This window comes from Nocardia yamanashiensis NBRC 100130 (genome assembly GCF_001613325.1).
In the GTDB taxonomy this organism is placed as follows: domain Bacteria; phylum Actinomycetota; class Actinomycetes; order Mycobacteriales; family Mycobacteriaceae; genus Nocardia; species Nocardia yamanashiensis.
Window position 1 is genome coordinate 34,279 of sequence record NZ_BDCD01000019.1, and the last position, 12,684, is coordinate 46,962.

The following is a 12,684-nucleotide window of genomic DNA, read 5'->3' on the forward strand; positions in this document are numbered from 1 at the left end:
GACTAGTTAGTGCGTGCTTTTTGCAGCAGTGCGGTTTGTATTACAGGGGGTCGTTCGACGACCGATTCGGGGCGGCTTCCGGAGAACCCGCCCCGACAGCGAATTACTCGCCGGTCGCCTTGGCGATGATCTCCTTCGACACGTTGGCCGGAACCTCCGCGTACGAATTGAACACCATCGAGAAGTTCGCCCGGCCCTGGGTCTTGGACCGCAGGTCACCGATGTAGCCGAACATCTCAGAGAGCGGAACCAGCGCCTTGACGACACGGGCACCACTGCGTTCCTCCATGGCCTGGATCTGGCCACGGCGGGAGTTCAGGTCGCCGATCACTTCACCCATGTAGTCCTCGGGCGTGGTGACCTCGACCGCCATCAGCGGCTCGAGGATCACCGGACCGGCCTTGCGGGCCGCTTCCTTGAGGGCCATCGCGCCAGCGATCTTGAACGCCATTTCCGAGGAGTCGACCTCGTGGTAGGCGCCGTCGAGCAGCGCGGCCTTCACGTTCACCAGCGGGAAGCCGGCGAGCACGCCGTACTGCATGGCGTCCTGGATACCCGCGTCGACCGAGGGGATGTACTCACGCGGAACGCGGCCACCGGTGACCTTGTTCTCGAACTCGTAAGTGGCACCGTCCTCGGCGTCGACCAGCGGCGCGAGCGAGATGATGACGCGGGCGAACTGGCCCGAACCACCGGTCTGCTTCTTGTGGGTGTACTCGTACTTGTCCACCGTCTTGGTGAGGGTCTCACGGTAGGCCACCTGCGGCTTACCGATGTTCGCCTCGACCTTGAACTCGCGCTTCATGCGGTCGACGTAGATGTCGAGCTGGAGCTCGCCCATACCGCCGATGACGGTCTGGCCGGTCTCCTGGTCCAGCTTCACGTTGAAGGTGGGGTCCTCTTCCGCGAACTTCTGGATCGCGGTGCCCAGCTTCTCCTGGTCGGCCTTCGTCTTCGGCTCGATGGCCACCTCGATGACCGGATCCGGGAAGGTCATGGACTCCAGCACGATCTGGTTCTGCGGATCGCACAGGGTGTCACCCGTGGTGGTGTCCTTCAGACCGATGACCGCGTAGATGTGGCCGGCCACGGCCTCGGGAACCGGGTTCTCCTTGTTGGAGTGCATCTGGAAGAGCTTGCCCAGACGCTCCTTCTTGCCCTTGGTCGCGTTGATGACCTGGGCGCCGGAGTCGACCTTGCCGGAGTACACACGGACGTAGGTCAGCTTGCCGAAGAAGGGGTGGGTGGCGATCTTGAACGCCAGCGCCGCGAAAGGCTCGTCCGAGGACGGCTTCCGGGTCAGGATCTCCTCTTCCTTGCCGGGCACGTGGCCCTGCACGGACTCGACGTTCAGCGGCGACGGCAGGTAGTCCACGACGGCGTCGAGCATGGGCTGCACGCCCTTGTTCTTGAACGCCGAACCGCACAGCACCGGGTAGAGCTCGGAGTTGACGGTCATCTTGCGGATGGCGCCCTTGATCTCCTCGATCGAGAGCTCCTCACCGCCGAAGAACTTCTCCAGCAGCGCTTCGTCCGACTCGGCGACGGTCTCGAGCAGCTCCTGACGGTACTGCTCGGCGCGCTCCTTGAGATCGTCCGGGATCTCGGTGACCTCGTACTGCTCACCGAGCTTGGTCTCGCCGCGCCAGACCTTGGCATTGTTCTCGACCAGGTCGACGATGCCCTCGAAGGTGTCCTCGGCGCCGATCGGCAGCTGGATGACCAGCGGCTTCGCACCCAGGCGGTCCTTGATGGTCTGAACGGTGAAGTAGAAGTCCGCGCCCAGCTTGTCCATCTTGTTCACGAAGCAGATACGCGGCACGTCGTACTTGTCGGCCTGACGCCACACCTGCTCGGACTGCGGCTCGACGCCTTCCTTGCCGTCGAACACCGCGACGGCGCCATCGAGCACGCGCAGCGACCGCTCCACCTCGACGGTGAAGTCGACGTGGCCGGGGGTGTCGATGATGTTGATCTGGTTGTCGTTCCAGTAACAGGTCGTCGCGGCGGACGTGATGGTGATGCCGCGTTCCTGCTCCTGCGCCATCCAGTCCATGGTGGCGGCGCCATCGTGAACTTCACCGATCTTGTAGGTGATGCCGGTGTAGAACAGGATGCGTTCGGTGGTGGTGGTCTTGCCCGCATCGATGTGGGCCATGATGCCGATGTTGCGGACCTTGTTCAGGTCGGTGAGCACTTCCTGTGCCACGGAAATCTTCCCCGCTCGTAGCTAGTTGGGATTCAACGGGATGGGCCTCAGGGTTGGTGAGGCCCTCGGTGTCAACGTCGGGCGCGACGCGAAAGTGCCTCGCTTACACAGCTCGGCGGTCGCGCCCGACATGTGACTCGTCTCCCGGCAGCTCCGAACGGAGGGCCGGGCCACAGGTCACCAGCGGTAGTGCGCGAAGGCCCGGTTCGACTCGGCCATCTTGTGGGTGTCCTCACGACGCTTCACCGAAGCACCGAGACCGTTGCTGGCGTCCAGCAGCTCGTTGGCCAGACGCTCGACCATGGTCTTCTCGCGACGGGCGCGGGAGTAGTTGACCAGCCAGCGCAGCGCGAGGGTGTTGGCGCGGCCCGGACGGACCTCGACCGGCACCTGGTAGGTGGCGCCACCGACACGACGGGGCTTGACCTCGAGGGCGGGCTTGACGTTGTCCAGCGCGCGCTTCAGGGTCACGACCGGATCGGTGCCGGTCTTCTCACGGGCCTGCTCGAGGGCGCCGTAGACGATGCGCTCGGCAGTCGACTTCTTGCCGTCGAGGAGGATCTTGTTGACGAGCTGCGTCACCAGCGGCGAGCCGTAGACCGGATCGTTGATCAGGGGACGCTTGGGAGCGGGGCCCTTACGCGGCATTAGCTCTTCTCCTTCTTGGCGCCGTAGCGGCTGCGGGCCTGCTTGCGGTTCTTGACACCCTGGGTGTCGAGCGAGCCGCGGATGATCTTGTAGCGCACACCCGGGAGGTCCTTCACACGACCGCCGCGAACGAGCACCATCGAGTGCTCCTGCAGGTTGTGGCCTTCGCCGGGGATGTAAGCCGTGACCTCGACCGCGCTGGTCAGGCGAACACGCGCGACCTTACGCAGCGCGGAGTTCGGCTTCTTCGGGGTCGTGGTGTACACGCGGGTGCACACGCCACGACGCTGCGGGCTCCCCTTGAGGGCCGCAGTCTTGGTCTTGGCGACCTTGTCGCGGCGACCCTTGCGGACCAGCTGGTTGATGGTTGGCATAGACCGGCTTTCCTTATTAGTAACCAGGTGTCTGGAACTTCATGTCTTTGTCATTCGAGCGTTCCGCCCAGTTCACGTGGCATATTGCGTCCACGAGGTCGGGCGTGTCATACGCAGCGCACTAACCCTTTTCAGGGCGCGCTGGAACGGTCAGCCGCTCTCGCTGGCCTACGTACTGCGCACAAACCTGCCCGAATGCTTCCGGGCACAGCGGTCCACGATACTCGTTGCCGTTTTCGGGGGCAAAAAGGGGTCCCTCGAGCGCGGCTGGTAGAGCCGTTATCGCGCCAGATTCAGGGTCAATTCCACCAGCTTCCGGGCCCCTTCACAGGGGTCGGGGTGGCTGGAGCCGGCGCGATAGTTGATCCACCACCCGACGATCCCGGTGTCGGCGGCCGGTGCGCTCACTCCGCACGAGTCCGCGTCGTTGGGGCGACGGGTTTCCAGCGATCGGCGGCCCTGCACGGTTATGTCGTTGGTCACATAGCCGAGCCGGTCGTTGTTCTGCTTCTCGTTGCTCAGCGAGCCCTCTTCGTACCAGCTGAGCGTCACCATGCCGCTGCCGATCGAGCCGCCGTCCAGATCCCACATGCAGACCGCTCCGTTGAAGGAGGGGTTCACGTAGGTGCCTTCGCCGACCGCCTTGCCGATCTCGTCGAGCGAGACCACCTCGCATTCGCGCAGCAGCTTGTCGAAGTTCGTATTGATCTTTGTACTGCCGCCGGTGCCGGAGCCCGCCGGCAGCGCCGTGCCCGGCACGGTCTTGCCGCAGCCGGCCAGGGTCGCGGTCAGGCCGAGCACCGCCAGCACGATCGCGCCGCTGCGCCGCATGTCGCGTCCCTTCATGAGCCGAGCCGCTGCACGGTCAGTTCCGCCATCTTGCGGGTGCGGTCGCACGGGTTGCCCTGATTGCTCACCCCGAAGACGCCGTAGGACATGGACCATTCGAAGAAGTCGTCGTCGAGCTGCACCGCCAGATCGCAGACGCTGCCGCGCGGGTCCAGGGCCTGGAAGCCCTTCTTCCCGCCCACTTCGATGGTCTGCGGATCGCGGCCGACGCTGTTCACCCACGCCTTCTCGCGATCGATGGGGCTGCCGCGATAGGAGGCGAAGGTGACGCTGGAGGAACCGATGCCGCCGCCCTGCCAATTGCAGCCGACCGCGTTCTTGAACACCCGCGAGACGCTGACGAGGCCGCCGATATCGCGCACCTCGTCATCGGTGAGGTGCCCGCACTCCCCCACGAAGGGGCCCAGCGTCGCGACCTTCGGCGGGGCTTTCACCGGCCCGGACGGCATGCCCGAATCGTCGCTCCCCCCGCAGGCCGACAGCAAAAGCGCGAGGCTCAACCCCGTGACAAGCGCCGACGTCATCCGCATGCCCCCACCCTACTGGCCGGGCAATTGGTACGTGGCTCAGAGGTTTCCGCGTGCGTCCTGTTCGCGTTCGATGGCCTGGAACAACGCCTTGAAGTTGCCCTTGCCGAAGCCGAGCGAGCCGTGGCGCTCGATCAGTTCGAAGAAGACGGTGGGCCGGTCGGTGATGGGTTTGCAGAAGATCTGCAGCAGGTAGCCGTCTTCGTCGCGATCGACCAGGATGCCGCGGCGCTGCAGCTCCTCGACCGGCACGCGGACGTGGCCGATGCGGGCGCGCAGTTCCGGGTCCTCGTAGTAGGTGTCCGGGGTGTCCAGGAATTCGATTCCCTCCCTGCGCAATACGTCGACGGCGGTGAGGATGTCGCCGGTGGCGAGGGCGATGTGCTGGACGCCGGGACCGCGATAGAACTCCAGGTATTCGTCGATCTGGGAGCGCTTGCGGCTGGGCGCGGGTTCGTTGAGCGGGAACTTGACGCGATGGTTGCCGTTGGCGACGACCTTGCTCATCAGGGCCGAGTAGTCGGTGGCGATGTCGTCGCCGACGAATTCGGCCATGTTCTGGAATCCCATGACGCGGCGGTAGAACTCGACCCATTTGTCCATCTGCCCGAGTTCGACATTGCCGACCACGTGATCGATGGCCTGGAAGATGCGCTTCGGCGCACCGGCCCGGCTGCGGTAGGCGGAGCCGCGCGGCCGATAGCCCGGCAGGTACGGCCCGTCGTAGCGGGAGCGGTCCACGAGGCTGTGCCGGGTTTCGCCGTAGGTTGCGATGGCGGCCGAGCGCACGGTCCCGTATTCGTCGGTCTCGTCGTGCGGTTCGACGAGCACGGTCGCACCCTGTGCGCGGGCGCGCGCGATGCAGCGGTCCACATCGGGCACCTCCAGCGCGATGTCCACCACGCCGTCGCCGTGCCGATCGTGATGCCCGACCAGTGCGCTGTCCGGGTCCACCGCGCCCTTGACCACGAATCGGGCGCCGCCGCTGCGCAATACGAAGGCCTTGTGATCGCGATTGCCGGTCTCGGGGCCGGAGTAGGCCTCCAGCCGCATGCCGAAGGCGGATTGCAGATAGTGCGCGGTCTGGGTGGCATTGCCGACCACCCACACCAGCGCGTCCCAGCCGAGGACGGGGAAGGGGTCGGCGGCGGCATCGTGGTCGACCAGTCCGACGAGGCGGCGCAGTTCGTCGTCACCGGGAAGATCACCGGAGCGGGGGGCGGCGGGGGTCTCGATGCTCATGTACCCAGGAAATCTCCGGCCGCGGCGGCTAGGCAATATCGCCGAGATTCACTGGACACTCTGGTGAATTGCGTCACCTCGAGGCGGCTGGTGCTGGACAATTTGAATAGGAGCATCGAGCGCGAGCGGAGGTCCGCCATGGCACGCACACCCGCCAGACTGGACGAACTTGACCTGGCGATTCTGACCGCCATGCACGACTACCAGAAGGCGGGGATCCTGGAGCTGTCCAGGCGGACCCGGGTCGCGCGGGCGACGGTGCAGTCGCGCATCGCGCGCATGGAGGAGGCGGGGGTCATCGCTTCCTACGACCCCCAGATCGATGTCACCGCAGCGGGTTTCGACGTGCAGGCGTTCGTGACATTGGAGATCGCGCAGGGTGCGCTGGACGCGGTGGCGGCCGATCTCGAGGCGATTCCCGGGGTGCTGGAGGCGTATGCGACCACCGGTTCCGGAGACGTGCTGTGCCGCATCGGCGCGGACTCTCACGCCGGACTGCAGAGCGTGCTGCTGAGCATCGACCGCAGCACGGCGGTCACCCGCTCACACAGCGTGATCGTGCTGTCGACGGTCGTCCCACAACGCACCCTCCCGCTCCTCCGCACCCTCACCCCGGCCGGGTCCAGCAAGGCCCCCGCCTACCGCAGCGCGCACTGAGATATCCCACCTCTCGGGGATAACACCGACCCCCCAGTGAGCGGGTGGCGGGCGGCACCGGTCTCTCGGGCACCCAGACCAGCGAGCCGGTGGCGGCGCAGATCGATGGGGCACGCGAACCAAGGCGCGGTCGCGGGTCGCGGACACCGCTCGGGGCACCCGGACGAAGAAGTGGGTGGCGGGCGGGCCGGCGCAGGCGAATCCGGACCACCGGCTAGCGGCGGTCCATGCGGGTGATGAGGCCGCAGACGTGGGCTTCGGCGGCGGTGCGGGCGTCGGGGGCGTGGCCGGATTCGAGGGCTTCGAGGATGCGGCGGTGTTCGCGGAGGGCGGTGGTGCGGTTGCGGGGGTGCTGCCAGAGGTCGCCGCGGTAGAGGTGGGCCTGGGCTTCCAGGCGGGCGAGTTCGTCTGCGAGGGTGCGGTTTCCGGAACGATCGCGGATGAAGGTGTGGAATTCCAGGTCCAGGGCGGCGTCGCGGGCCGGGTCGGCATTGTCGCGCAGGTGCTGGTCCTGGATGGCCAGCATGGTGGTGAGTTTGCCGAGGTCGGCTTCGGTGAGGCGGGTGGCGGCGCCGGCGGCGGCGAGGCCGTCCAGGACCGCCCGGACCGCGAGCACGTCGCGGATCTGGGCGTCGTCCACCACGGCCACGCGGGCGCCGGCGTGCGGCACGTTCACCGCCAGGCCCTCGTAGATGAGCTGCTGGACGGCTTCGCGAACGGGGCTGCGGCTCACGCCGAGTCGCGCGGAGAGGGCGAGCACGCTCAGCGGCGCGCCCGGTTCCAGTTCGCCGGACAGGACGAGCTGCCGGAGTTGCCGGTGCACGCTCGGCCCGAGCAGCTCGCCGTCCGGTTCGGTCATGGAATGGTCCTTCCTGGTCTGTTCGAAATTACCCTTGCGGGCGGTAGTTGGCCTGGACGCGCTGGGTGAGGAAGTCGGCGGCGGTGACGGGCGGGTAGACGCCGCGGGGTCCTTCGATGATCGCGTCGCGGTCGGCCTGGGCGAAGTAGGCGATGGAGTAGCGGTCGCCCTGGTATTCGTCCGCGCCGGGGCTGCGCACGCGATGGAAGTTGGACGGCAGCAGGTCGTCGCTCCAGCGGGTGAGCATGTCGCCGATATTGCAGGTGATGAGCGAGGAGGACGGGGTGATGGAGGTCCACTGCTGGTTCTCCATCTCCTTGCCGGGGCAGACCTGCAGCCCGCCCTGCCCGTCGCGCTGGAAAAGCAGAGTGAGGCAATCGAAGTCGGTGTGCGCACCGGCCCGCCAGCGCCCGGGGACGTCGCGCAGTTCGGCGGGCACGGCGAAGTAGTGCAGCAGCCGCAGGGTGGATTGATTTTCGGCGGATTCCGGATCGTGGGCGCGGGTGAAGTGATCGCGGGGCAGGCCCAGGCGATCGGCGAAGCACGACAGCACCCGCATGGCCACGGTCCAGCAGTCACGCTCGAATTCCAGTACGGCGCTGACGAATCCGGGCAGTTCGGCCTCGCTCGGCCACAGCCCGTCCATGTGCGGCCGGGTGATCTGGTAGGACTCCTTCTGGTCCGGCACGCCGATGGACGGCCGCACCTGACTCAGGCTCTCCCATCCGGAGTTGTTCGCTTTCACCAGCGGGTATTGCGCTTTCACGGCTTCGTCGAGGGCGAAGAAGTCCGCGGTGCGCCCGAATACGGCATCGATGCGCTCCTGCGGAATGCCGTGCCCGGACAGCTGGAAGAACCCGATCTCGGTGGCGGCGATCCAGAGCTGTTCGGTGATCTCGGCGCGCCGCTCCTCGAAATCGGTGAGGTCGATGACGCGGATCTCGCGGGCGGTTTCCGAACCGGCGCCGCCCATCCGCTGTTCGCGGGCGACTTCGGACAGGTCGTAACTGGTGGTCATCGGATTTCCTTGTCGTTCGGGGGTTTTCACCCGGCGGTGACGGTGCGGTCCAGGAATTCGGTGGTGACGAGGTCTTTCGCGGCGAGCCCGGCGGGCACGTCGGAGCCGCCGCGGCGCAGGATGGGCGCGAATTCGTCGATCACCCGCTGCACGCGGGCCAGATCGAAGCCGCCGATCACGCCGTCGGTGTCGCCGCCGATCAGGCCGTTGTCGATGAGGACCTTGGAACCGAAGGCCGCCAGCTCCGCACTGTAGGGGGTGAACTTCGGGGATTTGGCGACGACGTCCACGACCACGTCGTTCACATGGCTCGGGTCGGCGCGGAATTCGGCTGTGGCCCTTTGGATCATGGGCACCAGGCGTTGCAGGCAGGGCCGCAGTTCGTTCAGCTTGTCGGCGCGCACGTTGACGGTGCGGGCATAGCCCTCGTATCCGACGTCGCGCAGCAGCTGGTAGGCGATCGGCTTGTTCCAGGCCCGCACTTCGTGCTGGTAGACGTACGGTTCGGAGTTGGCGAAGCCCTGCTGCGCGAAACCCGGGTCGGCGACGAAGCGCGAGGGCGAGTTGTCGTAGGAGGCGTCGATCTGCCCGGCGCTCACCAGGCCGCGCGCCACCAGCCAGTCCGGATACAGCTGGCCCTTCGAAACCACCACGGACGCACCGGATTTACCGATATCGGCGATGCCCTTCCAGTCCGGATGGGTCTTGGGGTCCCACATGAGCATCTGCGGGCTGTAGCGCAGCAGCGTGGTCACGGCGACCAGCGGCTGCTTGCCCGCAGCGGCGATGGCGTGCTCGGAATGACTGAGCCCCAGCGTGATCGACGGATCGACGTACATCTGCGAGGGCACCGTCTGGAATCCGATGGCGGGCCCGCCGGCCCGGATCTCCAGCTTCACGCCGGTGTCCTTGCCGCCCACCACGAGCGGCCCGGTGACCTTGCTGTTGTCGGCGTCCACCCAGTAACCCGGTCCGAGCAGGCCGAAGATCGGCCCGGAATCGGTTTCCGGTTCCCATTGCAGCTGGACGGTCACGGTAGCCGGGCAGACGCCGGCGAGTTGCTGTTCCGGAGCGGCTGGCTCCAGAGCGACGGCGGGAGTGTCGGTTTCGGTGCCGGAGCAGGCGGTGGCGACGGTGACCACGAGGGCGGTCAGCGCGGCCACGCCGCAACGGCGCAGCAGGTTGTGCATGGGTTCTCCACAGGTGTTGATGAATTCGGGCCGGGCGTCAGCGGCCGGAGGCGTGCCAGCGGCCGACGGTGAGCCGCTGGGCGGCGGTGAACACGGCGAAGACGGTGACGCCGAACAGGGCGGCCAGCACCAGCGCGGCCAGCAGATCCTCCGATTGCAGGCGGGCGCGGTAGGTGTCGAGCAGGGTGCCGATGCCCGGCTGGCCCTTGGCGAAGAACATGTCGCCGATGACCGCGCCGGTGACCGAGAGTCCGGCGGCGGTGCGCAGGCTGGCCATGATGGACGGCAGCGCAGCCGGTAGCTCGAGGGATACCAGGCGGCGCAGGCGATTCGCGCGGCCCAGGGTGAACAGTTCGCGCAGGTTGGGGTCCACGGATTGGATGCCGAACAGGGTCATGGCAATGATCGGGTGCACGGCGATGAGCACGCACACGATGGTGCGGGCGGCCGGGCCGTAACCGAACCACAGGCCGATCAGCGGCACCACGGCCAGCACCGGAATGGCTTGCAGCACAACCGCGTACGGGTACACGACCCGTTCGAAGATCTTGGCCTGGCTCATGAACACCCCGACCGCGATGCCCAGCACGGCGGCGATGGCCAGGCCGGTCACCGCGATCCGCCCGGTGACGGCCAGCGCCCGCAGCATGGTCTCCAATTTCGCCGGATCACTGAGGGATTCGGCGAACACGGTGTGCGGCGGCGGCAGCAGGAAGCGGCGGTCCGGGGCCAGCAGGACCAGCGAGACCAGATACCACGCACCCAGCGCCAATCCGGTCGACAGCAGCGGCACCGCGATCTTGCGGGGCAGGACGAGAACGCTCATGAGCAGGCCGCTTTCAACGCGTGGGAAACCCGGGACACCAGGTCGTTGAAGGCCGGTTGGTAGCGCAGGTCCCGGTCGCGCGGGTACGGCAGATCGATATCGATGATCTCGTGGATACGGCCGGGGCGAGCCGACATGACCACCACCCGCCCGGCCAGGAAGACCGCTTCCGACACCGAATGCGTGATGAACAGCGCGGTGAAGGCATTGTCGCGGTAGAGCCGCAGCAGTTCCTCCTGCATATCCAGCCGGGTGATCTCGTCGAGCGCGCCGAACGGCTCGTCGAGCAGCATGAGTCGCGGTTCCAAAGCCAGTGCGCGGGCGAGGGATACCCGCATGCGCATGCCGCCGGAGAGCTGGCCGGGGAGTTTGCCCGCGAAGTCGGCGAGGCCGACCGCGGCCAGGGCGCGGGTGGCGCGGGCGCGGCGGGTGGCGCGGTCGATGCCGCGCAGTTCGGCGCACAGTTCGACATTGCGCAGTACCTTGCGCCAGGGCAGCAGGGTGGCTTCCTGGAAGATGAAGCCGACCGAATCCGCGTCCACCGCAACGGTTCCCGTGGTGGGAGTGTCCAGGCCGGCGGCCAGGCGCAGCAGGGTGGACTTGCCGCAGCCGGAAGGGCCCACGACGGCGGTGAATTCGCCGGGGCGGATCTCCAGGTCGATATCGGCCAGGGCCGTGACCGCGTCGGAAGTGTTGCCGCCGTAGCGCTTTCCGATTCCCGCGAAGGAGACGGCGGGGCGTTCGGCGCGGGTGGTTCCGGGGGTGGTTCGCACCGGGGCGGTGCCGGTGTCGGGTCCGGTCAACAGGACCATCGCACTCACCTACTCTCGATCAGATTGCGTGCACCGTGTGCATGATTCGAGTCTTATCGATCCTGATTACATGCAATCGTGGAACTATTTCCAGCTGATTAACTGTTATTGCATGTCACTCAGGCGCTTCGCCAGCTCGCCGGCGTCGACCCGGGTGCTGCGGCCGTCGGCCAGCACGGGGTCGCCGTCCACCCACACCGTGTCCACCACGCGGGGCGAAGCGGTGGTCAGCAGGGTCGCGCCCGGATCGCGGACGGGCAGGCAGGCGAAGTCCCGGTCGAAACGCAGCAGGGTGAGGTCTGCGCGGTCGCCGACGGCGAGACCGTCATGGGCGGCCGGATCGCCGAGCGCGCGGCCCGCGCCCCGGGTGGCCAGGCGCAGCATGGTGTCGATGCCGAACAGGTCGGCGCGCCGGTGGGTGACTCTTTGCAGGTAGGCGCCCATGCGCAGAGCCAGCAGCATGTCCTGGGTGTCGTTGCTGGCCGCGCCGTCCACGCCCAGGCCGACGCCGATGCCGGCGGCCAGCATCTCGGGCACCGGTGCGACGCCGCTGCCCAGGCGCATATTGCTCAAGGGGTTGTAGGACACCGCGACTCCGCGCGCGGCGAGGATCGCACGGCCGCGCTCGTCCAGGCGGCAGCAGTGCACGGCGAGGGTGCGCGGGCCGAGCAGGCCGCCGCAGTCCAGGTAGTCGACCGCGGAACAGGCTGCATGCAATCGGCACATGTCCTCGTCGGTATCGGTCTCCAGCAGGTGGATGGAGATGGTCTTGCCGGTGCGGTCGGAGTGCTCGCGCACGGCGGCCATGCCGTCCGGGGTCAGGCAGCGGGGATTGGGGATCGCGAGCGCGGTGGTGATGCGGGAACCGGCCAGGCGCGCGTCAAGATCGGAAATATGCTGCAATACCTCCGGAAGCGGTTGCAGCAGACGCGGATCCATCCCCCACTTGCGCGAGGGGTCGGGCCGGTCCGCCACCCCGCGGCCGAAGATCACCCGGATGCCGAGTTCGCCGAGCGCCCGCAAAGCGGCGGCGTGCACGGCATCCGAGGGGTTCGGCCACATGTGCTCCACCACCGTGGTGACGCCGCTGCGCAGCAGCTCGAGGCCACCCGCCAGGGCCGCCAGATAGGTCTGTTCCGCGGTCGCCGCAACGGTGAATTCGCCTACGCAGTGCAGCCATTCGAGCAGCGGCAGGCCCTCCCCCGCGCCGCGCAGCACCGACTGCTGCAGGTGGGTGTGGGTGTTCACGAACCCGGGAATCAGATGTCCGCCGCTGCCGTCGGTATACGGCAGCCCGCGATCCCGTTCGGCCCCCGAGCTGATCGCGGTGATCCGGCCGTCCTCGACGACCACGTCCTGCCCCGGCAACCAACGCGGGCCGTCCGGGGTGGCGGCGTAAACGGTGACCGAACCGATGACGGCGGACAGGGGCGAATTGCGCACCATGCGGCATTCCTCTCGGAAATGCGGCTG

At 67.2% G+C, this 12,684-nt stretch carries 13 protein-coding genes; 1 reads left to right on the top strand and 12 read right to left on the bottom strand.

Annotated features, from left to right (window positions below; translation table 11 throughout):
* Positions 1-103: 103 nt before the first annotated feature.
* The 6 genes from fusA to hppD form a co-directional block, all read right to left on the bottom strand.
* Positions 104-2,209: an elongation factor G gene (gene fusA, locus NY1_RS21685; protein ID WP_067716368.1), complete on the bottom strand. Its 2,106-nt coding sequence runs from the start codon at positions 2,207-2,209 to the stop codon at positions 104-106.
* A gap of 177 nt (positions 2,210-2,386) precedes the next feature.
* Complete coding sequence (rpsG, locus tag NY1_RS21690) at positions 2,387-2,857, bottom strand: 30S ribosomal protein S7 (RefSeq protein WP_040813378.1); 471 nt, start codon at positions 2,855-2,857, stop codon at positions 2,387-2,389.
* Positions 2,857-3,231 carry a 30S ribosomal protein S12 gene (gene rpsL, locus NY1_RS21695; protein WP_014353064.1) on the bottom strand — a complete coding sequence of 125 codons (375 nt, stop codon included), beginning with the start codon at positions 3,229-3,231 and terminating at the stop codon, positions 2,857-2,859. The genes rpsG and rpsL overlap by 1 nt, the downstream gene beginning before the upstream one ends.
* 279 nt (positions 3,232-3,510) lie before the next feature.
* The gene (locus NY1_RS21700) at positions 3,511-4,077 is read right to left on the bottom strand and encodes a DUF3558 domain-containing protein (protein WP_084535204.1); all 567 of its coding nucleotides are present in this window, start codon (positions 4,075-4,077) and stop codon (positions 3,511-3,513) included.
* Entirely contained in the window at positions 4,074-4,610 is a 537-nt protein-coding gene (locus NY1_RS21705; RefSeq protein WP_067716371.1) for a DUF3558 domain-containing protein, read from the bottom strand. The genes NY1_RS21700 and NY1_RS21705 overlap by 4 nt, the downstream gene beginning before the upstream one ends.
* A 36-nt stretch (positions 4,611-4,646) precedes the next feature.
* A complete protein-coding gene (gene hppD / locus NY1_RS21710) occupies positions 4,647-5,849 on the bottom strand; it encodes a 4-hydroxyphenylpyruvate dioxygenase (RefSeq protein ID WP_067716373.1) in 1,203 nt (400 codons plus the stop codon).
* 138 nt (positions 5,850-5,987) lie between these two features.
* On the opposite strand from hppD, the gene NY1_RS21715 reads away from it, so the two are divergent.
* Positions 5,988-6,506 (top strand): Lrp/AsnC family transcriptional regulator, encoded by a 519-nt coding sequence (locus tag NY1_RS21715; protein ID WP_067716376.1) that lies wholly within the window; start codon positions 5,988-5,990, stop codon positions 6,504-6,506.
* A 214-nt stretch (positions 6,507-6,720) separates the two neighbouring features.
* On the opposite strand, the gene NY1_RS21720 is transcribed toward NY1_RS21715, so the two are convergent.
* The 6 genes from NY1_RS21720 to NY1_RS21745 all read right to left on the bottom strand — a co-directional run bounded on the left by NY1_RS21720 (position 6,721) and on the right by NY1_RS21745 (position 12,657).
* A complete protein-coding gene (locus NY1_RS21720; RefSeq protein ID WP_067716378.1) occupies positions 6,721-7,365 on the bottom strand; it encodes a GntR family transcriptional regulator in 645 nt (214 codons plus the stop codon).
* 28 nt (positions 7,366-7,393) lie between these two features.
* A complete protein-coding gene (locus NY1_RS21725) occupies positions 7,394-8,383 on the bottom strand; it encodes an isopenicillin N synthase family dioxygenase (RefSeq protein WP_067716381.1) in 990 nt (329 codons plus the stop codon).
* 26 nt (positions 8,384-8,409) lie between these two features.
* Entirely contained in the window at positions 8,410-9,573 is a 1,164-nt protein-coding gene (locus NY1_RS21730; protein WP_067716384.1) for a type 2 periplasmic-binding domain-containing protein, read from the bottom strand.
* Positions 9,574-9,610: 37 nt separating this feature from the next.
* Positions 9,611-10,399, bottom strand: a complete 789-nt coding sequence (locus NY1_RS21735) for an ABC transporter permease (protein WP_084535205.1) — start codon at positions 10,397-10,399, stop codon at positions 9,611-9,613.
* Positions 10,396-11,211: an ABC transporter ATP-binding protein gene (locus NY1_RS21740; RefSeq protein WP_084535206.1), complete on the bottom strand. Its 816-nt coding sequence runs from the start codon at positions 11,209-11,211 to the stop codon at positions 10,396-10,398. The genes NY1_RS21735 and NY1_RS21740 overlap by 4 nt, the downstream gene beginning before the upstream one ends.
* A 105-nt stretch (positions 11,212-11,316) precedes the next feature.
* The gene (locus NY1_RS21745) at positions 11,317-12,657 is read right to left on the bottom strand and encodes an amidohydrolase family protein (RefSeq protein ID WP_067716387.1); all 1,341 of its coding nucleotides are present in this window, start codon (positions 12,655-12,657) and stop codon (positions 11,317-11,319) included.
* Positions 12,658-12,684: the final 27 nt, after the last annotated feature.

Bases quoted from the DNA above. Each gene is read 5' to 3' on its own strand.
- rpsG (WP_040813378.1), bottom strand. From the start codon at position 2,857: ATGCCGCGTAAGGGCCCCGCTCCCAAGCGTCCCCTGATCAACGATCCG.
- rpsL (WP_014353064.1), bottom strand. From the start codon at position 3,231: ATGCCAACCATCAACCAGCTGGTCCGCAAGGGTCGCCGCGACAAGGTC.
- NY1_RS21700 (WP_084535204.1), bottom strand. From the start codon at position 4,077: ATGAAGGGACGCGACATGCGGCGCAGCGGCGCGATCGTGCTGGCGGTG.
- NY1_RS21705 (WP_067716371.1), bottom strand. From the start codon at position 4,610: ATGCGGATGACGTCGGCGCTTGTCACGGGGTTGAGCCTCGCGCTTTTG.
- hppD (WP_067716373.1), bottom strand. From the start codon at position 5,849: ATGAGCATCGAGACCCCCGCCGCCCCCCGCTCCGGTGATCTTCCCGGT.
- NY1_RS21715 (WP_067716376.1), top strand. From the start codon at position 5,988: ATGGCACGCACACCCGCCAGACTGGACGAACTTGACCTGGCGATTCTG.
- NY1_RS21720 (WP_067716378.1), bottom strand. From the start codon at position 7,365: ATGACCGAACCGGACGGCGAGCTGCTCGGGCCGAGCGTGCACCGGCAA.
- NY1_RS21725 (WP_067716381.1), bottom strand. From the start codon at position 8,383: ATGACCACCAGTTACGACCTGTCCGAAGTCGCCCGCGAACAGCGGATG.
- NY1_RS21730 (WP_067716384.1), bottom strand. From the start codon at position 9,573: ATGCACAACCTGCTGCGCCGTTGCGGCGTGGCCGCGCTGACCGCCCTC.
- NY1_RS21735 (WP_084535205.1), bottom strand. From the start codon at position 10,399: ATGAGCGTTCTCGTCCTGCCCCGCAAGATCGCGGTGCCGCTGCTGTCG.
- NY1_RS21740 (WP_084535206.1), bottom strand. From the start codon at position 11,211: ATGGTCCTGTTGACCGGACCCGACACCGGCACCGCCCCGGTGCGAACC.
- NY1_RS21745 (WP_067716387.1), bottom strand. From the start codon at position 12,657: ATGGTGCGCAATTCGCCCCTGTCCGCCGTCATCGGTTCGGTCACCGTT.